We start from the raw sequence: 23,189 nt of genomic DNA, 5'->3' as shown, positions 1-23,189 counted from the left end.
GTCGGCGCGCAGAAGTGCTTGATGTTTCCTACCCGCCAGGCTTGAAAGGCAATGCACGTGGACACGTCCACGTGCTTAGAGCAACGAGTTTATTTGGCGGGACCTTCGGCTGAGGCGGTGCGAACTTCGGCTGTCTGCAAATCGGGCGCTGGTCGTTCGGCCTTCGGTGTCGCTTGAACGTACTTGCCACCCTTGGCATAGACGGAAGAGCGAGCTTTCAATTCAGGTTGAGCACCAGCGGGTGCAATCGCTACCGCGCTGCGCATCAGTTCGACTGCTTCGGTTGGATTGCCAGTAGCCGCGGTGGCTGCGGCTAGCGTATCCAAGGCGCGATAGTCTTGTTCGCCCGAGAGTTCGATGGCTTTGCGAGCCGCTGTGAGTGCGAGATTGGGATTGCGAAAGCGTCGATCGGGACAAGTGGCCAAGAGCCATGCAATGTTGCGATATGCTCGCGCATACCCTTTGTCGACCTTGACAGCTTGACGATAACGTTCCGCTGCTTCAGCCCATTTGCCGGTCGATTGCAGCGCATCGGCCAGGTCTGTGATATAGCCGGCACTGGTGCTTTCCAAAGTAGCCGCATGCGTATAATCGGCGATCGCATCGTCGGTATCGTTCAGCATAAATCGCGCATGAGCTCGACCATTAAAGTATCGTGCATCGTTATCTACCAACTCGATCGCGCGGCTGTAGTCCTTGATCGCTTGCGGAAACTGTTCTTGTTCGAAGTACAACTCGGCGCGATTGTAATACGCATTGGGATAGTCGTCCTTGAGTTGAATGACGACGCTCAACTCTTCGACCGCTTCGTCATATTTGCCTTGCATGGCATAGGCGATGGCCAGGTTATGGTGTACGCGCCAATTGTCGGGCGCATATTTGACGGCTGTCGCAAAGTCTTTGCCGGCTAATTGGTCGAGGTTTTGCGCTTCGGGCAACTTGCCGGTCTTCACCAATTCGGCGGCCGACTCGCTGCGAACTTCTCCGCGGCGATTCAGCGCCCAAGCAAAGAGTTTCGACGCGTAGGCTTTGTCGGTGGCCGAACGCTGAGCATCAGGAATGATCGCCGAACATTCTTTGGCTATTGCCGTGAACTCAGCTTCTTGCGTGGCCGTTTGCGTGCGCGCATAGATGGCTTGGAGGTCTGCTGAAACACTATCGGGCTCCGCTGCCCCAGCAGTTATCGCCCCCCAGGCTATCAGCGCCAAACAGTAAACGCTCATTGGCAGTATCGTCGCAGCCCTGCTCATAGTTTGTGTTCCCAAAGGGTTCCGTCCCTTTTCTACGCTCAACAACATTCCGACACTCCTGAGGCAACGCCTAATATGGAGTCGTATAGCAGTTATCCAGAGTGGTGGAAAGTGCGATTTTCTCGCAGCCGATCTCCTGTAGCCGATCTCGCCAGAGATTGGATCTGTCCTGTAGCCGATCTCGCCAGAGATTGGATGCGTTATATGGTGACGCTTCCAAAGTCTGGCGACTTCGGCTACGAAAGAGTCCAAAGTCTGGCGACTTCGGCTACGAATGCGAACCGGTTACACGGACATGCGATAGTAGGTTAGGTCTGGTGTCACAATAGGCACAACGGGTAACTCGCTGAGCACCTGCTGGTCTTGATAGTGCAAGGCTAATGCTAGTCTTGCACAGCGTTCCTGAAACTGTGCGGGAGTATCGCTATGTCCTTGTTGGCAGACCACCGACAACAGGTCGAGGTTATCGGCCAAGATACGTGCGGCAATTTTTGCTCGGCCGGCTTCGCTTAGCTGGCCCAAGTGGACCACGCGGTCGATGCGGCCAGGCCGAGAACCGATGGCCCCGGGCTGCGCGATGGCGGGATCAACCCGTTCGATATGGTTGGTTGTCATCACCGTCAGCAGGCCATCGGTCCGCTGCACACCATCCAGGACGTTTAACAAACAATCAAAGGTTAGGGCTGGGCCAGACGAGACGGCCACATTGGTACGGCCATGAAAGACCGAATCAATGTCTTCCATCAAAGCCATGCACGGCGTTTCTTCCAGCATCTGATTCCAAGCTTTTTGCAGTTCATCATTGCGCAGGCTGGCCAAGTCGAACACATGGATCGGCAAGTCGAGATCTTCGGCGATCGCGCGGGCAAGCGCGGTCTTACCGGTGCCTGGAGGGCCATACAGCAAGAAACCTCGTCGCCAAGGTAACTGCCGCTGGTGATGCCACCCTTCAGTCTCGTACCAGCGTCGCACTTCTTCCACCAGCTGTTCCGACTGCGAATTCAAGGCCAGGCGATCGATGGCTTGATGTCGAGAATCCGGATCGTGCCCGATTTCGCTGAAGTCAAATCCAAGCGGTCGATGAATCAGGCAGCCACGCACATCGCTACCCGATGTGGGAGTGGCGGTGGATCGCGATCGCTGCGAATTGAACTGCGCGATGCTCATGCCAGCTGAACCATTGACGTACTTGATCGAATGTCGTCGACCACCGGTGGCATCAAAACGCAGCGTCTGCGCGTTGTAATAAGTCGTAGCTGCCAGGATCAACTGATCAGCATCCAACGATCCACGCGCATACGTAACGGTTATGCTGCTGGTCGGTTCGTCACTGCTGCCAGCGCCACCGCTTGTTTGTGCAGCCGCCACTTGATCGGCCACCCAAATTGGCCGCCAGCCTAACCAGTACAGCCTACCACTGGGCGCGTTGACCTCCATGGCCATCAACTGCACTCGACGCTGAGGTCGATAATACAACTTCCAACCCACGTAAGCTCGCGTTCCGAAACGCGACGGCTTGAAATGCTCGCGAGCGTACAACAACACGGCATCGGCTTGATGACCACTGATCGTTAGATTGACGACGATTCGGCTAATGAGTTGCTTGTACAGGTTGCGCAATTGCGTAAAACAACTTATTGCTAGCGTTATTGCGGCAATGCTGCCTAAACACATCCAACCACTGAAGAACGATGACATACAGGTCTCCAACCGCTCCGGCCTAAGCGTGATTTAAATAGGAGGGGCCTACGGACTAGAGGAAACATCCTGAAACAGCGTCGATCCACTCAATCAGAGCTTTTACAGTAGCCAGGAAATTTACAACAGCCGAGTAGCGGAATTAATCTCTGCAGCGGGGGGGCCGAGTAGTCCCCCAGAATCAGCGCCCTAAGCCGACGGCGTTAGTGTTTAGGATTTTGGGTGACACTGGCAATGCGCAGCATAGCCAGTGCTCAAAACGAAGCGGTTGATATTAGGGCTGCAGTTGACCTGAGCTAATGAAACCGAAGTTTCAAAGCACCCTGAGATGGATCATTGGCCAACGAACCAGGGTGTGTGGCATAGGCTTCCAACCTGTGTCATTTAGAATGCCACAGGCTGGAAGCCATGCCACATACACACAGGCTGGAAGCCTATGCCACAGGTTGCATTTCACCGGTGACGGGTTCGAACACGAAGTTGTCGTTCACAAAATCAATTCGAACTTTACCGCCTTCGACGATGTTGCCTTTGAGCAGTTCGGTAGCCAGTGGGTTTTGAATACGTCGTTGGATCACGCGCTTTAGCGGTCGAGCACCGTAGGCTGGATCGTAGCCTTCATGCGCTACGGCTCTGATCGCGCTGTCGGTGATTTCCATCTCGATATGGTTGGCTGCCAATTGCTGTTCCAAGCGTTTGAGTTGCAAGCCCACAATTTCATGGATCTGGTCGCGACCGAGGGGTTCGAACAGAATCATGTCGTCGATGCGATTGAGGAACTCGGGTAAGAATCGTGATTGCAACGATTCTTTGACGGCCTGCTGAACCTCTTCTTCATCGGCGCCCTCTTCGGTTAGCTTCTGAATGATTTGACTGCCAATGTTGCTGGTCATGACGATGACCGTGTTCGTAAAGTCTACAGTGCGCCCATGACCATCGGTTAGACGGCCGTCGTCCAGGACTTGTAGCAAGACGTTGAATACGTCTTGATGAGCCTTTTCGATCTCGTCTAAGAGGATCACGCTGTAAGGACGTCTGCGCACAGCTTCGGTCAGTTTGCCACCTTCTTCGTAGCCGACATAGCCCGGAGGGGCACCGATCATGCGGCTGACCGAATGGCGTTCCATGAATTCGCTCATGTCCAGTCGGACCATGGCATGTTCGTCATCGAACATGACTTCTGCCAAAGCTTTACAGAGTTCCGTTTTGCCGACGCCCGTGGGACCCAAAAACAGGAACGAACCGATGGGGCGATTGGAATCTTGCAATCCGCTACGACTGCGGCGGACGGCATTGGCTACTGCTTCGACGGCTTTGTCCTGGCCAACCACGCGTTGATGCAAACGTTCCTCCAGCACGATCAGTTTGGCGCGTTCGGTTTCCAGCATGCGGCTAACGGGAATGCCAGTCCAGTTGCTGACCACGGCTGCGATTTCGTCAGCGTTGACTTCTGTACGCAGCAGCTTGCGTTCGCTGGCCTGAGTCGGCGTTGCACGTTCTTCATTTTCAATTTGAGTTCGCAGTTGACTACGCAGCTTGTCCATTTCAAACAACTGCTGATAGTCGAGTTCTGGTACAGGCAGACCGCTCGATTGTTTTTCTTTGATAGCGTTATCGAGCTTCCGAAAATCTGCTTCGGTTTGATCCAGTCGATTGCGCACCGATTGAACATCGCTGAGTCCCAGCTTTTCCGCGTCCCATTGTTCGCGCAAGCTGGCCAGTTCGCGTTGCAACTTCTCCATTTCTTCTTCGATGTCGTCGAGCTGTGCGTCGGTGGCTTCATCGCCCTCCTCGGTCAATTGACGCTGAGCTAATTCGAGTTGACGCAGTCGGCGCTGTACCACGTCGATCTCGCCTGGTACGCTTTCGCGTTCCATGGCCAGGCGACTGGCAGCTTCGTCGACCAGGTCGATGGCTTTGTCTGGTAGAAAACGATCCGTGATGTAGCGGTTGGAGAGGTTGGCTGCGGCCACCAGCGCCGAGTCGCGAATCTTGACGCCATGATGAGCTTCGTAGCGGGACTTGAGTCCGCGCAAGATGGTGACGGTATCATCGACCGATGGTTCGCCAACGTACACGGGTTGGAAACGACGTTCCAGAGCCGCATCTTTTTCCACGTGTTTGCGATATTCATCAAGGGTCGTCGCGCCGATGCAACGCAATTGACCGCGTGCTAGTTCAGGCTTGAGCAAATTAGCGGCATCGCTGGCACCTTCGGCAGCGCCGGCACCCACGACCGTATGCAGCTCGTCGATGAATAGGATTACGTTACCGCCTGCATCTTTGACTTCGCGCAGGACTGCTTTCAAACGCTCTTCGAACTCGCCGCGAAACTTAGTGCCGGCGATCAATGCGCCCATGTCCAGCGCGATGACTTTCTTGTTCTTGAGACTCTGCGGCACATCGCCTTCTACAATCCGCAGCGCCAAGCCTTCGACGATCGCGGTTTTGCCGACGCCAGGTTCACCGATCAGTACCGGATTGTTCTTGGTGCGTCGCGACAGTACTTGAATGACGCGACGAATTTCGTTGTCGCGACCAATCACTGGATCCAGTTTGTTGGCTGTCGCTTGCTTGATCAAGTCGATGCCATACTTTTCGAGCGCATTGAATTTGCCTTCGGGCGTTTGATCGGTCACGCGTGCGGATCCTCGAATCGTTTGCAGAGTTTGGAGTATGTCTTTTTCGTTGAGGCCGTTGAGTTTCAATAGACTTGCGGCTTTGCAACCACTGGTGCGAACGATGCCCAGCAGCAGATGCTCGGTGCTGATGAATTCATCCTGCATACTTTCAGCGGCTTTGGCGGCCGCTTCCAGGACGGAATTGAGTAGCGGATTCACACCTGGAGTCCGACCCCCTGAGACTTTGGGTAGTCGTCCGAGTTCGCTTCCACACAACGAACGCAACTGCTCGAGATTTGCGCCCATCTTTTTCAGTAGCGGTACAACCACACCTTCTTCATCTTGCAGCAAAGCTGCCAAAAGGTGCAGTGAATCAATTTCAGCATGGCCCTCTGTTTGAGCGGCACTTTGTGCCGCAGCCACGGCTTCTTGCGATTTGACTGTCAGTTTTTCGAAGCGAAATGCCATAGTGACGCACTCCTGGTGATCGGCTACACGTTTCGACGCATCGCGCGACCCAGCCATGCATCGAGCTCAGCCAATGAGTGCCATTTTTGCACATCGCAGTTGAGCAGTGGTCCTATAAGAAAATCGAGTGCCAAAGTGTAGCCACCGCTGCCAAGCGGTGGACAATTGGAGGCGCGACCACCGTCTGGCGACGGTGGCTACGGGCACAAAAAAACACCAGCGTTTTGGGGAACGCTGGTGTTTGAGTGTGATCGAAGATTGGATATGGTTGCCTTTCGCGGAGCGAAAGGAGACATACTAGTTCTTGACTTCGAACTCGGCGTCGATGGCATCGTCGTCGGCGCCGCTGCCGGCTGGTTTGTTGGGACCAGCTTCACTGCCACCGGAGGCGGCGGTCTTTTCGTATAACACCTTACCGAAGGCTTGAGCTGCTTGCTCCAGTTCGGTAGTCGCACTGCGAATGGTCGCCGTGTCCGTTCCGCCGGAGGCAGTCTTCACTTTCTCGATGGCCTTGTTCAGAGGATCGCGATCGCTATCGGTGAGCTTCTCGGCATTTTCAGTCATCTGCTTTTCGAGCTGATAAATCAAATGCTGAGCTTTGTTGCGGGCTTCGGCCAGTTCGAATTGACGTTTGTCTTCTTCGGCATGCTCTTCGGCATCGCGACGCATGCGTTCGATTTCGTCTTTGGATAGACCAGAGCTCTGCTCGATCTTAACCGAGGCTTGCTTGCCAGTGCTGACATCGCGAGCCGACACATTCAAAATACCGTTTTGATCGATGTCGAATTTAACTTCGATTTGCGGTACTCCACGAGGAGCCGGTGCGATGCCTTCCAGGTTGAATTCACCCAGCAAGCGATTCTGCGTCGCCATCTTGCGTTCGCCTTGGAACACGCGCACCGTAACGGCAGTTTGACTATCTGCAGCGGTCGAGAACGTATTCTTGCGTTCGGCAGGGATCGTCGTGTTGCGTTCGATCAGCCCCGTCATCACACCGCCTTCGGTTTCAATACCCAGCGTCAGCGGCGTCACGTCCAGCAGCAGCACATCCTTGCGATCGCCAGCCAGCACGGCACCTTGAATAGCCGCACCAACAGCGACGACTTCGTCAGGGTTCACACCTTGGTGCGGTTCCTTGCCGAAGATGTCCTTGACCAGTTGGCGTACCTTGGGCACACGTGTCGATCCACCGACCAGCACAACTTCGTCGATTTCGCTGGGCTTCAGCTTGGCATCTTCGAGTGCTCGCAAGACTGGACCGCGACAGCGATCGATCAACGAGTCGACCAGTTCTTCGAACTTGGCACGCGTAATGTTGACCTGCAAGTGCTTCGGGCCCGACGCATCTTGCGTAATGAACGGCAGGTTAATGTCGGTTTGCGGCAGCGAGCTCAGTTCCTTCTTGGCCTTTTCGCAAGCTTCTTGTAAGCGTTGCAGGGACATCGGCTCTTTGCGGAGATCGATGCCATTGTCCTTCTGGAACTGCTCAGCCACGTAGTTGACGAGCGTATCATCGAAGTCGTCACCACCCAGGTGTGTATCACCATTGGTTGAGATCACTTCGAACACTTTGCTCGACTTGTCTCCGTCACCGCCGCCGGTGGAAGCGACTTCCAGAACTGAAACGTCGAACGTACCACCACCCAAGTCGAACACGACGATCTTATGATCGTGTTCCTTGTCGAGGCCATAAGCCAGGGCAGCGGCAGTGGGTTCGTTGATGATACGAGCTACTTCCAGGCCGGCGATTTGGCCCGCGTCTTTGGTGGCTTGACGCTGTGCATCATTGAAATACGCGGGCACGGTGATGACCGCTTTGCTGACGCGATGGCCCAAATAACTCTCAGCCGCTTCCTTCAATTTGCGTAGAACCTTGGCGGAGACTTCTTGAGGCGTGTACTGTTTGTCGCCGATTTGAATCTTGACGTATTCGTTGCTGCCGCCGACGACTTCGTAGGGCACAATTTTTTCTTCGGATTGAACTTCCGAATGGCGACGTCCCACGAAACGCTTGGCGGAGTAAATGGTGCGCTTGGGATTGGTAACCGCCTGGCGACGCGCAGGTTCGCCGACGATGACATCGTTTTTGTCTGTGAAAGCGACCACGCTAGGCGTCAGGCGATTACCTTCCGCGTTGGGGATGACCTTTACTTCCGAGCCTTCCATGATGGCTACGACCGAGTTCGTGGTCCCCAGGTCGATGCCAATGATCTTTTCGCCTTGAGCCATGATGAGTTTCCTTCGATTTTGTGCAAATTAAGGGTGACGTGTCGCCCACCTATGCAAGCTCTGTACCAATGTCAAAATTGCGGCCGTTTTTCCGACGCCATCCCGAATGAGCTAAGTTACTTTAGATAATGAAATCATTAGCTGTTTGAACGAGCCGCAAATTTCTGCAGATTTTTTGGCAGCCAGCTTGCGAAGTGCCAAATTGGCATAGCCGACTACGCTGCGTGGCTGGTCGGTTGTGGCAGTATGATAGGGCTGTCATCACACTCAGGAATTTTGCCTTTTCCTCGTCCGACTTTCCAATTGAATTTTCGCCAGCGGTTACATTGAGTAGCACCTGACTCATGCCAACTGGAGAATTGTGCTTTGAAACGTTCCGCGAAGTCTGTCAAGCCAACTAAAGGCTCTTCTAAGCCTGGATCGGGAGCCTCGAAAGTTCCGTCCAAGGCGTCGCCGATGCCTGCTGCCAAGGTGTCCACGACCGACCAGCTCGATCGCCAGTTGCTGGAACTGTTGAGCCAGCGTGTCGAAGCGACGCGACGCGAATTGCAGGCTATTCAGGCTGCGGGCCAGCCCGTCGAATTGTCGCAAATGCATCAAGCAGCTGTCGAACGGGCGACCGCGTTAGCTGCCAGGCTGAATCTGCCGCCTGAGCGAGCCGTCGAATGGATCAAGCATGTTGTTAGCTTGAGCTATGAAGCCTCACACGTTTCCGAGCCGGTTGCCTATCTGGGGCCTATCTACAGCTACAGTTATCTAGCAGCGGCCAAACACTTTGGACTAGCCAGTCAGCTGGTGCCGGTGGCTACAATCGCAGCCGTTTTTGATGAACTGATTCGAGGTCAGGCGACCTATGGCGTGGTACCCATCGAAAACAGTACGGACGGCCGCGTCGTCGATACGCTGGGCATGTTTGCGCGGTTGCCAGTGAAAATCTGCGGCGAAGTCATGTTGCCGATTCATCACTGTTTGTTAGGCCGAACACCGCGGGCAGAGATCGTCGAAATCTATAGTAAACCCCAAGCCATGTCGCAGTGCCGCGGATGGCTGAGCAAGCACGTGCCCGACGCGCGGCTGATAGAAATCGCGAGCACAGCTGCCGCAGCTCGACTGGCCGCAGAAAAACATGGTGCGGCCGCGGTTGCCAGTCGCGAAGCCGGCATTCATCACGGGCTGCAAATCATCGATGAGAATATCGAAGACAATCAGAATAACGTTACGCGATTCGCCATTATCGGAAACAAAGACAGCCAGCCAACTGGCCACGACAAAACATCTCTCATGTTCCAACTGCCTCACCGCCCCTGTGCCTTGGCTGAAGCCATGGATGCCTTTCGCAGCGCCAAGCTGAACCTGACCTGGATCGAGTCATTCCCGCTGGCCGACTCACCGCGCGAGTACTTGTTCTTTGTCGAGCTGGAAGGACATGTCAACGGCAAGAACGTCTCATCAGCTCTGGCTGACCTGCGCAAACAAACCCTGCGACTGGAAGTGCTGGGTTCGTATCCCAAAGCAGAAAGGTAATCGGTCGCGACTCGGAAGGGGGGCGCCAAGACGGTCGGTTTGCTGCGCCAGTGTTTCATTGCCAAGCACGTTAACGTTTGCGGTTCGAAGTCTATCGATAGCCACAGCATGCATTCTGTGCCCCAGGACGGCTCGTCATTAAGCACCAAGCGAACTACTCCCAGGACACAGAGACGCACCACCAGATGGGATCCATCGGGCGAGACCGTGAGCGTCAGAGAAACTGAGCGAGGTGAATTGATGTAAAATGTCGCAGCCATCTGCCGGATAGAAAGTGATGACAGTAGTGATGTGAAATCACAAAGACTCAAAGTACACGAGTTGGTTAAAAGAGTTCCTGTAAACTCTGGACTCGCTTGCGAGTTGTTTGCAGCGTTGGGGTTTGGCACCCTCAAGATTGAGTTGTCTCTGCTAGTGTACGACAACGAGACCTTGGTTGCGGAAGTAAGCCACGGGGGGCTACGAATTCCGAGGGGACCAAATTACACCCGAGAAACGACGGACGAGCAAAACGAAGCGTATTTCCGAATCGATCGCCCTCGTCTGGCTTTGCACGAAGCTGGGCATGTATATGCAGCTCTAAAACTCCACTTGCCTTTCCAGAGAGTTGATCTGCCACATGGAAAGAATGCCGGCTCGTGCAAGATAGACTTCAAGCCTTCCAATGCTGAAAGTTATAAGAATCGGCAATTGTGCTCCGCGGCTGGCGCTGCGGCAGAGACGTTGGAATTCGGATCATATCAAGCGTGGGGCTGCAGTTCCGATCGAAGTGAAGTTTGTGATGACGAAGTCATGCGTCTTCAAGACTTGGGAGTCCACGTATGCGCAGATGGTTTCGAAACGCCCGATGTATTCGACGAGCGAGTCGAACAAGCGAAAAGAATCTTGCGCATGAACAAAGTCAAGGCAATAGCGCATGCACTTAATCAAAGCGAAGGCCTGAGTCTTAGTGATGTAAATACGGTGATTCCAGATGTTTGCTAACTGGTGGGCACCGTCACCAAACTCTTAGGCATGGCGAAATGCTAAACCTCGTCGGCGGACGGACCCTAAAGACCGGGAACTGGGATGTCGTTCACACGGAGGTACACGCAAAGGTGGGCGTGACCTGTGCAGTTTGTGCGGTTGGCTGACTCGCTCCGGTCACCCTCCACGGGTGCACCTTTGCATCCAGCTAGGTCGCTAGGTTGATCGCCAATCCAGGCGAGCGGAAGCAACATAGCTGTCGCAAGTACTATGGCTCGAGACAACGGTCTCCAAATACTACCGTCACTCGCGACGGCATTCGCAAATTGAATCGCGGCTATCATCGACGGCATGATCAAGCTTCGGAAAGCGATCGGCTCACTGGCAAAGCCAGAGAGAATTTTCAGCGTTGATAGAACTTTCGGCTTATCGCGGACTTTGGTGGATGCGTTGCGAGGGCGAAGCCACCGCTCCTCCATGCGGTGGAGACACCGCTTGGCAGCTTGGCAGCGGTGGCTACGGCAAGTACGCGGCGCGGGTGCTATTGGGCCTTCTCTTGCAGCAGCACTGTACCGAACTGGGAGGTGCTCAGGTAGGAGTCGTTTTCGTTGTGATTCCACTTGGTGACGGCGCCTCTGGCTGCGATATCTGGATCATCGTTGACTTGCAGCTCGAGTCCCATTTTGGTGCCAGCTTCACGCTTGGCATGTGAAAGCTTGACGGACATTTCGACCAGATATCCGCCTTCCACCTTCTTGGCGACGGCTTTGATATTCTTTTCGGAGTATGCTGGACCTGCGCCAGAGAGCTTTCCTTCGTAGTTGACTCGATACTGAACATCATCTTGCTGGTACTCACCAGCCTTCTGATTGAGTTCATCGACAAACAGCTCAATCGAATCCTGCGCGTGATCCTCACCAGCTTTGGCAGACAGCTTGGCATCCTTGACTTGAAACAACGCGTACAAGTTATCGGCGTCCCACATCAGCTTCACTTTGGCGGTGGCAGCCTCCGACTCGCGAATGGACGTTTCCGATTTCACGATCTTTTTGACGTCAACTTCTGGCGCATCCTTCCAGGCATCGTCGATATCGCCGTCAATCTTTGGGGTCCCGTGAACCGCAGTTACCACAGGAGCTTCGGGCTTCTTGGCAGCCTCTTGTGCACGAGCGCTGGAGGTCAAAGCGACGGCAAGGGCGGAAAGACCGAAGACAGTACGGAGATTCTTGGAGAAAGACATAGGGGTTGCATTAGCTCCTGAAAAGATAAGGGGTTCACGCGAATAGGGTTCGTCACAGATTATAGCAAAGGTCGTATTCCAGGTTGTCTCAAGTTTTTTGCCGTTCCTCACCTGGCACAGGGGCACCGCGCGACACAGGGTTACTGCGAAACTGACACGGAACGGTTCGTCCTGCGGGGCACCAGCCGTGGATAACACGTCGACGATTCGAATTCGAATCCCAATCCAGCAGCAGTTTTCTCAAACGCAACTGAAAGACATTAAGACATCGATCATGAACGAAATACCTATGGTTGCGAATTCGTGTCCCGCTTGATATGCATGGACAATTCCAATCTCGCAGCCATCATCCGCTAACAGTTTTCAGCGCAAGTTTTCGCCGAAGCAACGAGAATTTTGCGGTGCTACTGATTTGCCACTGATTGAGAAAACTGGAGTGGCAGGCTACCAAAAAGAAACACGGACTTGAGCAACATTGTCACTGCAAGTCCTTGTGTTCATTGATCTTAAGAACAGTGCGGATGAGAGGAGTTGAACCTCCACGACCTTTCGGCCACTAGAACCTGAATCTAGCGCGTCTGCCAATTCCGCCACATCCGCGGCAGTGCAGCATATTGTCAAAACCGAGCCCCGGCTGTCAATGGGTGTCGTAGATTGTTTCAGGCGATGCGCCAGGTTTTGTTGTTGGAACGTCGCTGCGTCGTTGAATTCAATATCGGCTAACAGAAAAAAGGCACTAGCAGAGCTGCGGCTCGGCCAGTGCCCAATGTGTCCAGAGTTTAACCCGACCTGAGCTGGTTCAAGGACCACCGGAACCGGCACCGCCAGCCATGGCTGGCAAGCGAGGTTCGGGCACGGTGGAGACCATGGCGCGGTAGACGGCTGTTTGGTAAGTGCCTGACGAACCCTTGGATTCGACATCGGTCAGGTAAATCGGTGGCAGAGTGCCACTGGGTACCATTTCCGAAATGGCTAGCTGGGTCGATTCAACGCGATAGGCTGTCTGTGCAGCATCGTCACCCTTGAGTACGAATATGACGCGACGACTCTGCGGCGCGTAGGTCATGATCCATTTGATGTGAGCTTTGCCCGCATCGGTCAAGCGGTTGGTTTGTGGGTCAAACATGGGCGTGCCCAATGTGTTGAACAGTCGCCAGCCATTGTTGCGTTGGATGTCGAACACTTGAGTCACAGCCACTGTGTCTTCCGCGCGAAACGGAAGTGGCCAGAAAGTGTTACGCCAACGATCGACCTTGGCTGTTTGAAGATGACTTGGCTCCTGAGCCTGAACATAGTCGCAGGCGACAGCAAGTGTAGCCACAGAGAGTATGATGTGGGGCAACGCTTTCATTGCCGGCAATCCTTTGCGAAAGTCGAAGGGCATCAATGCCGCTTTGGGGGATAGCGACCTATCGCTAAAGCATCGACTGGCCAAGCGTTGAATCTTGCCAAGTTTGATTCCTCCATGCACAGATTACCCAATTCGTCTGGTTTCCAGTAGCCACCGCTGCCAAGCGGTGGATAGAGTACGTTTGCGACCATCCACCTTCTGGCGACGGTGGCTACGCTTGCATTCTCAACATTTCTTCCACATTCATTCAAGAACGATCAAAGCTAGCTAAGCCCTTGTCTGCGCAACACCAAGTGCATGTCACGAGGGCTTTTGCTTTGCAGTGGTCAGAAAGTCACTAGGCTAATGCTCGTCACTGGCTCACCCGCAAGACACAATGGAGAACCAACGAGCATGGGAAACAAGCAGATCCGATCGATCGACGCCGTTGCCGAAGATCAGTCCACCGCTCACTTTGACGCCGACACCGAGGTGGTTGATACAGCTTCTATAACCGACACTGACACCGCTACTGTTTCATCTTCTGCAACTGACATTACTCAACTAGACGATCCGCGCAGCGTTGAATTATCGGAACCGTTTGTTGAACGTTGGACGGTGCTAATCAGCACGACCAATTGGGAGAAGGGTGCGATCATCTGCGCATGGCGCGGCGAGTTGGAGACTCAAGGCGCACCGGTTTCTGCATACAGCGATGAAGCCTGGAGCCGTCGAGTTGGTGGAGTGACCAGCCAGCATGTCGGACGCTTGCGACGTGTATTCCAGCGCTTTGGAGCCAGCCATCAGACCTATACTAAGCTCTACTGGACGCACTTTCTGGCGGCGCTCGATTGGGACGATGCTGAGATGTGGCTGGAAGGTGCTGCGCACAGCGGCTGGAGCGTTTCGCAGATGCGTCAAACCCGGTGGCAAGCCAGTGGTGGCGACCCAGCCAACGCGCCGGCCAGCGACGACATCGTCGCCGGTTCCATCGATGAAGACTATTCACCCAGCTCCGAACCTCTGAACCTGGCTGGCGAAGAATCCAAACGCGATAGCCAGGACATATCCGAGGGTCCACGCTACGATGGTCCCGACTTCGGTGACGAAGAAGGTGGGAGCGGTGCAGTCGGTACAGTCGACTCGGATAGCGATGAAGAAGTGTTGGAAGACATAGTCGCCAGCGAACCCGGCATAAGTCCTTTCGCTTCATTGCCTACCTTGCCGGTAGACGTGGCCGATGCCCTCGAACAATATAAACTGGCCATCATTCGGCACCGCGCCGGCCAGTGGAGCGAGATTAGCCGCGAAGACATGCTCCGCACCATCGAGGCGCTCAAGATTTTCGCCTTGAACTAAACCGCTGGCGTTAGCCTCGGTTGCTACGCCACGCTTGAAATCACGCCAAAAGAATAGGACGGGCCTGGAGACCCGTCCTACTTTGCACTCGGCTTACACTTCTGATTCACTTGGTAGCAGGTAGGGGGCGCGGTATTCACGCGTCAACATGGCGTTGGCTTCGGCCGATGCCTTGAAGATTTCGGCTTTGCCGTCCAGCTCCAACTTTGGTCCCAACGAGAACAGGGTTGTTTGTGGATCAACCTCATTGGCCTTCAAGTGGTCAGCCGTGCGTTGAAACGTAGCGACCATGTCTTCGTGGCCTTTGTGCTCTTTGAGGGCCGCTGGCACGTCCGCTCCTGCAACTTGTTTGCCCAATCGCAGGGAGATGTTGCCCAGATGGCATAAAGCGCTGGACAGGTGACCCTCTTCGATATCGGCGTTCAGCTTTTTGTAATCGCGCGATTGGACCGCTTCCATAAAGTTATTGTAGTGGTGCTTGTCACCACCTCCGCTGAACTTCTGAAGCTCGTTGCCGTCGGCATCGAACGCTACGCCGCTTTCGTATGACCCCATAACCAAGTAACCTTTAGTGCCTTCGACAATGATACCGACATTGGCACCCTTGTACGGCTCGGTCTCCAGGCCGCGAACTTCGAAAATCAATTGCTGATCGCCAAAGTCGAACTGCACAATTTGTGTGTTGGCGGTTTCGCCAGCATCTTCATAGCCGAAGCGTCCGCCGTAGCTGATCACACTGTCGGCCAGTTGATTCTTGTTCAATGCCCAGCGGCATAGGTCCATTTGATGGATACCTTGATTGCCCAAGTCACCGTTACCATAGTCCCATTGCCAGTGCCAATCATAGTGGAAGTTGGGACGTGTCAGGGGTTTCTTGGGCGCTGGGCCCAGCCACAGATCGTAGTCGATGCCCGGTGGTACCGGATACTCACCGCGCGGGCCAATCGACTTGCGGCGCTTGTAACACAAACCGCGAGCGATCTTGACCTCGCCGATGCCGCCGGAGTGAATAAACGCCATGGCTTCGCGCATGCCGGGATTCGATCGACTTTGCGTTCCCGTCTGCACGATCTTGTTGTGCTTGCGCGCAAACTGTACCAGCCGGCGACCTTCCTGCACGTTATGGCTGACCGGTTTTTCGACATAGACATCTTTGCCAGATTGAACTGCATAGATGGCTGCCAGTGCATGCCAATGATTCGGCGTAGCGATGGTTACAAAGTTGATCGTCTTGTCGTCGAGCAACTTGCGCATATCGGGTACCAAGGTCGGCGTGATGCCTTGCGCCTTGCCGATCTCCTGGCAACGTTGACCGCCTTTCTTTTCGTCGACGTCACAGATATGACTAATTATGACATCGGTTCGACCCAGCATCGCACTGATATGGCTGCCACCACGACCACCAGCACCGATCACCGCGCAACGCATGGCATCGCCCGACTTTTCTTGAGCAACGGCGGTCAGTTCGGTACGCAGTGCAACTTGGGATGCGGCGTAGGCCGAAGCAGTTGCCATCATCGAACGTCTGAGAAAACTACGACGGGATTCTTGGCTCATAGGTCGCCTCAAATAACAGAGTGGTGGGAATTGAGGAAAGGGTTGTTAGAACAGAGGAAATAGTATACTACGATGCCAGCGGCAATGTTGGCAATTCCTTGAACCAAACCCCGCCCCAGTAGGACAGTGGTTGATGAACAAGAAAGAGCGCGCCGCCGCGATCCTACAGCGGCTGAATGAACTCTACCCGGATCCACCAATTCCGCTGGAACATCGCGACTCCTATACGCTGCTAATCGCTGTGCTGCTAAGCGCCCAATGCACCGACAAGATGGTCAACCGGGTGACGCCCGCGTTATGGCAACTGGCTGATAATCCCCATGCGATGAGCCTTAAGAGCGAGGCGGAGATTCTGGCTATCATCAAGCCGCTGGGCCTGGCTCCGAGAAAGGCCAAAGCTATTCGCGGACTATCGGAAATTTTGGTGCAGCAGTATGGCGGCCAGGTCCCGGCGGATATCGAAAAATTAGAAGAATTGCCAGGTGTGGGCCACAAGACGGCCAGCGTCGTCATGTGCCAGGCCTTCGGCCAACCCGCCTTCCCCGTCGACACCCACATCCATCGCCTGGCCCAACGTTGGGGACTGACCAACGGCAAGAACGTAGAGCAAACTGAACGTGATCTGAAGCGCCTGTTTCCCGAAAGCAGTTGGAATCGACTGCACTTGCAAATCATCTACTACGGCCGTGAACACTGCACCGCACGCGCTTGCAATGGTACCGTCTGCCCATTGTGCCAGACGCTCTATCCTAAACGTCGCAAAGCAGTTGAAACGCGCAAATGACCCGTAGCGGAATGCGTCAAGCATTTCGGTCAACGTAGCGGAATGCGTCAAGCATTTCGGTCTGCAGTATGTAACGTGTCGAAAGCCTTGACGGCTTCCGCTACAACTCACCACAACGCCCAGGCTTGCAAACTGGTTTCGGCCCGCAGATACAGCACGTCGCCGACCAAGGCCGGGTGGGCCAGCAAGTAGCGTGCATCGTCGCCAAACTTGTGGCGCGCAATGATCGAGCCACCAGCAGCCTGGACCTGGACCAGCAACAGTTCACCGCCTTGAGTGATGATCAATACCTGATCGCCGCCGACAATCAAACTATTATGTCCGCGCAAAGCACGATCTTTGACGCGCCAAGCAATGGCCAATTGTTTGTCGAGATCCATCGCCACTAGTTCTCGATCAGCTGAAATCACCAACCGCTCTACTACAACCGGTGTATGCGAATCGGGAGTTACTTGATTGACTTGGGCAACTGGTTCTGGATTGGGCAATCCCGACGTTTGATCGATCGCATACTGACGCAGACCATTGTTTTCTGTTACGACCAGCAACGAGTCTGGTAAGACGATCGGGGTGGGCACGTTGAAGTCGTTGGGTTTAGGCGGACGGATACTCCACAAACGCCGCCCGGTAGTCAAATCCCATCCACCCAGCGTGGCTTTGTCGTAGGTGACGATCTGACGTTGCCCGTTCCAGTTGCCCATGACCGGCGAAGAGTAGGCAGTTGGCTGACCGGGCGAATTCCAGATGACTTCGCCGGAGTCTGGATTGAGAGCCGCAATCGAAGCAGTCGGACCACCGGGCATGACAATCAATTTGTCGTCGGTCAGCAGTGGCGACCAGCCGTAACCCCAAGTCGGCAATGCTCCACCAAGATCATTCACTAGATGTTTGTGCCATCTGATTTCGCCGCTATCAATGTCCGCGCAAGCCAGGTCGCCCATGGCACCCAGCAGATAAACATGCGGATCGGCGATCAGGGGCGTGGCGCGAGGCGAGTTGCCGTAGTCGAGTGCTCCGGGAGCTGGATATGCAATGCGCCATAGCTCGCCGCCTGAGGTCGGTTCCAGGCACACAAAGACATCCTGCTTGTCATCTTCGCTGCGGCTGGAAACGATGACAAAATCATCGGTGGCCGCCACGCCTCCAACACCTTGAGTTGGTAACGGTACTTGCCACAACATGCGCGGCGTGAGCGGCTTGTCGGGGAAAGCAGCTACATGGCCATCGGACTGCTCGCCACGAAACCGCGGCCAGGTCGATTGCGCATGGGCTGAACTGCAGACCAAAGTGGCTAAGAGGCTGACGAGAATAAACCGAAGGTTTTGTTGGAGCATATTGGAGCGGAGCGGCTTGCCTTGATCATTGACCTAAGCCGACGGCATTAGCCGCGGTTGCGTTACTAAGCCGACGGCGTTAGCCGCGGTTGCGTTACATGTTACAGGAACCGGGGCTAACGCCCGCGGTTTAGTTGGCGACGAAGCCGCTCTTGGATTCAAGCGCCTTTAGCAATTCAGGCTGCTTCGTATCCAGCAGAGCATCGCGAATCGCCGCTTGTTCGCCTTCGGGTAGCAGTCGACTGACAAAGCAGGTGATGAAGGGGACTTCATCCGTCTGGCCAATCACGCGCAAGGCTCCTTTCTTAATCGTGCCACAGCCCTCTAGTAGCGGAATGGCATAACTGGAGATAACGGCCACAGTCTGCGTATCAGTCGGTAGCGCATCGAGTTCCTTGGCAGCGATCGAACAGGTATCACACGACTTGGACGAGTCGTCAGTCGGGATCTCCAATTTCTTGAGCGTAGCTTTGGGGGCGGCCCACTTCTCGTCGCAGGCTTCTGGTCCGAAGAAGACGCGATAACCGTCGACATCTAACAGACTGGCCGCCTGGCTTTGTCCTTTAACCACGAACAACCCGGTCATGGTCGTCTTGCCTTTGGAATCGGTAAGCGATGCGACCGGTTCCAAATGCGGCAACTTGAGAGCTTTGGCGTGGTAACGAATGACGGAGTCTTTGCCGATGACGATGTCTACGCGACCGGCAGTTTTTTCTTTCAAGGCAACCGGAAATGATTCCGCATAAACGGCTTCCACTTTGCGGCCGACTGCTTTCTGCAAGTGATTGGCCAGTTGTTCATAATCGCGCTGTGCATAACCCGAAACGCAGTCGCATGCATTTCGAGCAGAAAGCGGATCGGTAACCACCATTATCAGGGGTGACTCATCTGCTTTGACAGTTAAACAACCAGACAAAACGAGCAGCAGGGCGCACAATTGGCGATGCATGATGGCCTCACAGTTAATAAGTTACTGCTTGCACTTTTCACATTCGGCCCCGTCTGCACAGCATTGGCCGGCGACGCGCTTGTAGGTTAGCGGGCCACCGTAGGGTGATTCGGGCGAATCATAAAACCACTGTATGGTGATCGTCTCTGCATCCACAAAACTAACCGTACCACCAAAGCCACGCACACCGGCTGACAAGGCCACAAACTGTAGTTGGCCCTTGTCCTGGCGAATGGCTTCCCAGGTGGCATTCTGCTCGCCTGATATCACGGTGGCAGGACTAGATACGGCTTGAACAACGCTCTCTAGCAGTCCACCGATGGCGTTGCTGGATGAATCTGCCTTAGGTTTTTGAACTCGAGTCGTTGACAATTCGCCATTGGAGTGAAAGTGAAGATAGCGATACTGCTGGGTAATGTACGACTCGAGCGATTGAGTATTGGGATCTGCGCCGGCTGACTGGTCGCTGGTCGTGTACTCCCATGCTCCCAGCAGTTTCTTGCCTAACCCATCGCGAGCTTCGCGCGAGAGGCGTTCTTCATCGGTTTCGCCGGTGATTTCTTCCTTGGGAACCAACACGGCGATGTTGTTGCTATTTTGGTTCATCATAAAGTACCAATTGCGTTTGGCATCAACCGCCAAAGCCACATGCTTGCAGCCACCGCCGATGCGAGCGGTTCCGACCAAGCCCAAATACTGGCCATCTTTCGTATAACGCTTCAGGTGGCCGATGCTCGATTCGCCGACTAAGACTTCTTCACCAACCAGGCGAATGTTCATTGGATTGCAGCAACTACCCCAACCGCTGCCGGAGTCACCGCTACCGCGCTGGCCAAAATACGACAGCTCTTTGCCGTCACGATCGATGCGCGTTACACGAAAGGCAGTGTTGTCAGCGATCAGGATATCAGTGCCATCGGTTTGAATATCCAACTGACCACAACAACCACTTAGATTTTCTTTTACACAGCAGGCATCCTCAAGCTGGAAGTTCATACGCCATAGTGCGTAACCAAAGCCTTCGAGGCTGGGCAGCGTGACGAATACATCTTCTTTGGTTACGGCCACTGCCGTTGCTCGCTTGACACGATCGAGCAAGTTTTCACCACCCAATGACTGACCAATGGAATCAGAGACCTGCTTGGAAGCTTCTTTCATCGATTCAAGTTGTTGCTCCGCTACTTTGACGCGAGCCTGGGCACGTTTGAGCGCTCGCTCGTCATCCTTCTTTTGGGCAGCTTTGATTTGTTCGTTCAGTTTGTCTAGTTGCTTGGTCAAGCGTTCAATCTGTTCATCGTAGACTTCGGTGAATTGCTTGAGCTGTTTCTCTTGAGCGGCTTGCAACTTCTGCTTGAGCTCTTCTTCGTCGAGCAGATTGGGCGCTTTTATGGCTTTGATCACTTCGCCTTTGGCGTTCAGCTTGGCCACCATCCCCGAGCCGGCCACAAAAGCGGTCGAACCATCCTGAGTGAAGTTGATGGCCTGCGGTACGAAGTCGAGATCCAACTGGCGTACAAACTCCCCAGAGGGTTGCAGAATGAGTATGCAGCCCTTACCTGGTGCCGTGGGAAGACCGCTGCAGCATAGCCACAAATTTTCATCCGGCCCCATGCAGAAGGTATTTAGTTGCAGCTTGTGTCCGTCGAGCACGGGAACTAAGGAGCGTGCTTGTTTGTGTGTAAATGCAGTTGAATCAGCATAGGCAACCGACGATGCTAGCAACACAAAAGCACAGAACGATGCGCGCATCAGCCACAGCATGGTGCACTCCATCAAGTTAGAGAGTGAGCGAAAAGAAAACCCCGCGATCCTACCCGCCGTAACGCAGTGTAGCAAATTGGGAAAAGCAAAGCAAAGTCAGTGTCTAGCCTCCAACTCCCGACCCACTGACGATTCAGTACATACAAGCGACTTGCCGGGGGCGGACGCACAGAACCTTTTTTAAACGCAGAGTCCGCGGAGTACGCAGAGAAAATCCTGTCTTCTCTGCGATCCTCTGCGTCTCAGCGTTTTAAATACGGAACGCACTAGCCAAAGTAGCTTCCGACCAACGGCCCACTCCTTACAGACAAGCAACTTGCCGGGTGCAGAGCGGACAGATCTCTTTTTTAAACGCAGAGTCCGCGGAGTACGCAAAGAAAATCCTGTCTTCTCTGCGATCCTCTGCGTCTCAGCGTTTTAAATACGGAACCCTCTATCCAAAGTAGCTTCCGACCAACTGAACATACGCGGTACACCACGCACCAATACGACGTGGGTTATAATTGCCCGTGGCGGCTGCCAGATCAAGTTGACGAAATCGAGTTATACCTCGGTAAAACTCTGATCGAGTCTCGTTTGGGTTACCCAAACGCATTGCATTGCCAGCATTTCCATGATGAGCGGTGGTGCGCCGCTGCGCACAGATGCTCATCGCCAACCAGTTCCGTTGATCTGGTGGCCGCTTTCCTTTGGCTGACTTGTTTGTTGACTTCGTAGAAACCTCGATTGACGTGCCAAACACCAATCGCCTGAAATTGTTGGCCGAAGCGCTACTGGACATCGAGTGGACAGAAGCGACGCACGCAAAATTCATTCAACGATTCGCCAAACGTGACACGGCTGCGCACCAACAGCTGGCGGCCGCGATCCATCGTCAGTTGCCACGCGTGCCGTCGCGCACGTGCTTGATCGAGTTCCTGAGTGCCGCGCGTCATGCAAGGAAAGGTATCTCGTGGAAGCGACTGGCGCGGCTGCGCGAAAAGTACATGCTGCAAACGACAACCATGCGCGATGCTTGCGTTCCCAGGCTGGCAGCGGTTGTACCCGAACTGCCGACCTACGCGCACGCTTCTCAACTGTTTGGTTTGCCCTATTCGGTTATCGACTGGCTAGCAGCATCGCGGGCCGAGCATTACGTAGTCCAAGTGATCGCCAAACGTAATCGACAATCTAAAGGTGTGCGGATTTTGGAGCAGCCCAAGCGGCGACTCAAACTGGCCCAGCGAGATATCCTGCGCGAGATTCTACGCGCTGTCCCGGCCCATCCGGCGGCTCATGGATTCGTACGCGGTCGCTCGGTGGTCAGCTTCGCACAGCCTCATGTAGGCCAGACCACTGTCTTGCGCATGGACCTGGCCAACTTCTTTACCAGCATCACCGCTGCGCGCGTCTCAGCGGTGTTTCGTAGCTTGGGATATCCCTACGCTGTGATTAAACTGCTTACCGATCTGTGTACCACATCGACCGTACTAAATGCGCTCCCAAACTTGGAGCAGTTGAATCCAGTCGATCGCATCGCCTTGCAGAATCTTTACCGCGTGCCTCATCTTCCTCAAGGTGCACCGACTTCACCGGCGCTGGCGAACCTGATTGCCTGGCGCCTGGACGCGCGTTTGAGCGGCCTGGCTTGCTCGGTTGGCTACAGTTACACGCGCTACGCGGATGATCTGCTGTTCTCCGGCGGCCGCGCTCTGGCGCGCAGTTCCAATTCATTTGTTGCCAACGTCATGGCGATCGCGATGGATGAAGGTTTCCGAGTGCAGCCGCGCAAAACCAGGCTCATGCCTCAAGCAGTGCGTCAGTCCGCGGCTGGAGTCGTGCTCAATCAGCGTCCGAACACTCGGCGTCGAGAGTACGACAACTTGAAAGCTACATTAACCAACTGCGTATCTCTGGGCCCCGCTTCGCAGAACCGCCAGCAGCATACAGACTTTCGGGCTCATCTCTTGGGACTGATCGGTTGGCACGCACAAATCAATTCAGCTCGCGGCGCAAAATTGCGAGCTATCTTCTCGCGCATCGTATGGTAAGCATGCGGCATGTTGCCGCCTTTGGGGCTGGTGCGACAATACGACTCTTTTTTGTGTAACCAGAGTGCTTGTAATGGATCGATAGTAGT

General features: G+C 54.4%; 16 protein-coding genes and 1 tRNA gene. 5 read left to right on the top strand and 12 right to left on the bottom strand.

From position 1 onward, the window contains the following. Positions 1–89 precede the first annotated feature (89 nt). The 4 genes from SH573x_RS25580 to dnaK all read right to left on the bottom strand — a co-directional run bounded on the left by SH573x_RS25580 (position 90) and on the right by dnaK (position 8,266). Positions 90–1,223 carry a tetratricopeptide repeat protein gene (locus SH573x_RS25580; RefSeq protein ID WP_479350887.1) on the bottom strand — a complete coding sequence of 378 codons (1,134 nt, stop codon included), beginning with the start codon at positions 1,221–1,223 and terminating at the stop codon, positions 90–92. Between the two features lie 312 nt (positions 1,224–1,535). Beyond that, the gene (locus SH573x_RS25575; RefSeq protein ID WP_479350886.1) at positions 1,536–2,948 is read right to left on the bottom strand and encodes an AAA family ATPase; all 1,413 of its coding nucleotides are present in this window, start codon (positions 2,946–2,948) and stop codon (positions 1,536–1,538) included. Positions 2,949–3,382: 434 nt separating this feature from the next. Beyond that, on the bottom strand, positions 3,383–6,037 hold the full coding sequence (gene clpB, locus SH573x_RS25570) for an ATP-dependent chaperone ClpB (protein ID WP_479350885.1): 2,655 nt from the start codon (positions 6,035–6,037) through the stop codon (positions 3,383–3,385). 297 nt (positions 6,038–6,334) lie between these two features. Next, a complete protein-coding gene (gene dnaK, locus SH573x_RS25565) occupies positions 6,335–8,266 on the bottom strand; it encodes a molecular chaperone DnaK (protein ID WP_479350884.1) in 1,932 nt (643 codons plus the stop codon). A gap of 456 nt (positions 8,267–8,722) precedes the next feature. On the opposite strand from dnaK, the gene pheA reads away from it, so the two are divergent. Both pheA and SH573x_RS25555 read left to right on the top strand, forming a co-directional pair. After that, on the top strand, positions 8,723–9,790 hold the full coding sequence (gene pheA, locus SH573x_RS25560) for a prephenate dehydratase (RefSeq protein WP_479350883.1): 1,068 nt from the start codon (positions 8,723–8,725) through the stop codon (positions 9,788–9,790). Between the two features lie 792 nt (positions 9,791–10,582). Continuing rightward, positions 10,583–10,774, top strand: coding sequence for a hypothetical protein (locus SH573x_RS25555; RefSeq protein ID WP_479350882.1), 192 nt, complete (start codon positions 10,583–10,585; stop codon positions 10,772–10,774). Positions 10,775–11,297: 523 nt separating this feature from the next. On the opposite strand, the gene SH573x_RS25550 is transcribed toward SH573x_RS25555, so the two are convergent. The 3 genes from SH573x_RS25550 to SH573x_RS25540 form a co-directional block, all read right to left on the bottom strand. Next, complete coding sequence (locus SH573x_RS25550) at positions 11,298–11,996, bottom strand: sugar-binding protein (protein ID WP_479350881.1); 699 nt, start codon at positions 11,994–11,996, stop codon at positions 11,298–11,300. Between the two features lie 516 nt (positions 11,997–12,512). Then, positions 12,513–12,596, bottom strand: a tRNA-Leu gene (locus SH573x_RS25545). A 199-nt stretch (positions 12,597–12,795) separates the two neighbouring features. After that, on the bottom strand, positions 12,796–13,347 hold the full coding sequence (locus tag SH573x_RS25540; protein WP_479350880.1) for a hypothetical protein: 552 nt from the start codon (positions 13,345–13,347) through the stop codon (positions 12,796–12,798). A 393-nt stretch (positions 13,348–13,740) separates the two neighbouring features. Between SH573x_RS25540 and SH573x_RS25535 the strand changes: the two genes are divergently transcribed. Then, complete coding sequence (locus tag SH573x_RS25535) at positions 13,741–14,685, top strand: hypothetical protein (protein ID WP_479350879.1); 945 nt, start codon at positions 13,741–13,743, stop codon at positions 14,683–14,685. A gap of 93 nt (positions 14,686–14,778) precedes the next feature. Here SH573x_RS25535 and SH573x_RS25530 read toward each other — a convergent pair whose 3' ends face one another. Continuing rightward, a complete protein-coding gene (locus tag SH573x_RS25530) occupies positions 14,779–16,242 on the bottom strand; it encodes a Gfo/Idh/MocA family protein (protein WP_479350878.1) in 1,464 nt (487 codons plus the stop codon). A gap of 133 nt (positions 16,243–16,375) precedes the next feature. Between SH573x_RS25530 and nth the strand changes: the two genes are divergently transcribed. Then, a complete protein-coding gene (gene nth / locus SH573x_RS25525; protein ID WP_479350877.1) occupies positions 16,376–17,026 on the top strand; it encodes an endonuclease III in 651 nt (216 codons plus the stop codon). A gap of 107 nt (positions 17,027–17,133) precedes the next feature. Here the strand turns inward: nth and SH573x_RS25520 are convergent, their stop codons facing one another. The 4 genes from SH573x_RS25520 to SH573x_RS25505 all read right to left on the bottom strand — a co-directional run bounded on the left by SH573x_RS25520 (position 17,134) and on the right by SH573x_RS25505 (position 21,722). Continuing rightward, positions 17,134–18,360 carry a PQQ-binding-like beta-propeller repeat protein gene (locus tag SH573x_RS25520; RefSeq protein WP_479350876.1) on the bottom strand — a complete coding sequence of 409 codons (1,227 nt, stop codon included), beginning with the start codon at positions 18,358–18,360 and terminating at the stop codon, positions 17,134–17,136. 130 nt (positions 18,361–18,490) lie between these two features. After that, positions 18,491–19,309, bottom strand: coding sequence for a PhnD/SsuA/transferrin family substrate-binding protein (locus tag SH573x_RS25515; protein ID WP_479350875.1), 819 nt, complete (start codon positions 19,307–19,309; stop codon positions 18,491–18,493). Between the two features lie 21 nt (positions 19,310–19,330). Further along, positions 19,331–21,070 (bottom strand): PspA/IM30 family protein, encoded by a 1,740-nt coding sequence (locus tag SH573x_RS25510; RefSeq protein WP_479350874.1) that lies wholly within the window; start codon positions 21,068–21,070, stop codon positions 19,331–19,333. A 433-nt stretch (positions 21,071–21,503) separates the two neighbouring features. After that, positions 21,504–21,722: a hypothetical protein gene (locus SH573x_RS25505; RefSeq protein ID WP_479350873.1), complete on the bottom strand. Its 219-nt coding sequence runs from the start codon at positions 21,720–21,722 to the stop codon at positions 21,504–21,506. A 37-nt stretch (positions 21,723–21,759) separates the two neighbouring features. Here SH573x_RS25505 and SH573x_RS25500 point away from each other — a divergent pair, with 37 nt between their 5' ends. Next, positions 21,760–23,100 carry a reverse transcriptase family protein gene (locus tag SH573x_RS25500; protein ID WP_479350872.1) on the top strand — a complete coding sequence of 447 codons (1,341 nt, stop codon included), beginning with the start codon at positions 21,760–21,762 and terminating at the stop codon, positions 23,098–23,100. The last annotated feature ends 89 nt before the right edge of the window (positions 23,101–23,189 follow it).

The organism is Rania fehmarnensis (assembly GCF_056494185.1).
The sequence above is the reverse complement of the archived record's forward strand: the minus strand, read 5'-3'. Positions and strand labels throughout refer to the sequence as shown.

Excerpts from the sequence above, each read along its gene's own strand:
- clpB (WP_479350885.1), bottom strand. The coding sequence starts at position 6,037 with ATGGCATTTCGCTTCGAAAAACTGACAGTCAAATCGCAAGAAGCCGTG.
- pheA (WP_479350883.1), top strand. The coding sequence starts at position 8,723 with ATGCCTGCTGCCAAGGTGTCCACGACCGACCAGCTCGATCGCCAGTTG.
- nth (WP_479350877.1), top strand. The coding sequence starts at position 16,376 with ATGAACAAGAAAGAGCGCGCCGCCGCGATCCTACAGCGGCTGAATGAA.
- SH573x_RS25520 (WP_479350876.1), bottom strand. The coding sequence starts at position 18,360 with ATGCTCCAACAAAACCTTCGGTTTATTCTCGTCAGCCTCTTAGCCACT.
- SH573x_RS25580 (WP_479350887.1), bottom strand. The coding sequence starts at position 1,223 with ATGAGCGTTTACTGTTTGGCGCTGATAGCCTGGGGGGCGATAACTGCT.
- SH573x_RS25515 (WP_479350875.1), bottom strand. The coding sequence starts at position 19,309 with ATGCATCGCCAATTGTGCGCCCTGCTGCTCGTTTTGTCTGGTTGTTTA.
- SH573x_RS25535 (WP_479350879.1), top strand. The coding sequence starts at position 13,741 with ATGGGAAACAAGCAGATCCGATCGATCGACGCCGTTGCCGAAGATCAG.
- SH573x_RS25575 (WP_479350886.1), bottom strand. The coding sequence starts at position 2,948 with ATGTCATCGTTCTTCAGTGGTTGGATGTGTTTAGGCAGCATTGCCGCA.
- SH573x_RS25530 (WP_479350878.1), bottom strand. The coding sequence starts at position 16,242 with ATGAGCCAAGAATCCCGTCGTAGTTTTCTCAGACGTTCGATGATGGCA.
- SH573x_RS25550 (WP_479350881.1), bottom strand. The coding sequence starts at position 11,996 with ATGTCTTTCTCCAAGAATCTCCGTACTGTCTTCGGTCTTTCCGCCCTT.
- SH573x_RS25510 (WP_479350874.1), bottom strand. The coding sequence starts at position 21,070 with ATGCTGTGGCTGATGCGCGCATCGTTCTGTGCTTTTGTGTTGCTAGCA.
- SH573x_RS25505 (WP_479350873.1), bottom strand. The coding sequence starts at position 21,722 with ATGAGCATCTGTGCGCAGCGGCGCACCACCGCTCATCATGGAAATGCT.
- dnaK (WP_479350884.1), bottom strand. The coding sequence starts at position 8,266 with ATGGCTCAAGGCGAAAAGATCATTGGCATCGACCTGGGGACCACGAAC.
- SH573x_RS25540 (WP_479350880.1), bottom strand. The coding sequence starts at position 13,347 with ATGAAAGCGTTGCCCCACATCATACTCTCTGTGGCTACACTTGCTGTC.
- SH573x_RS25555 (WP_479350882.1), top strand. The coding sequence starts at position 10,583 with ATGCGTCTTCAAGACTTGGGAGTCCACGTATGCGCAGATGGTTTCGAA.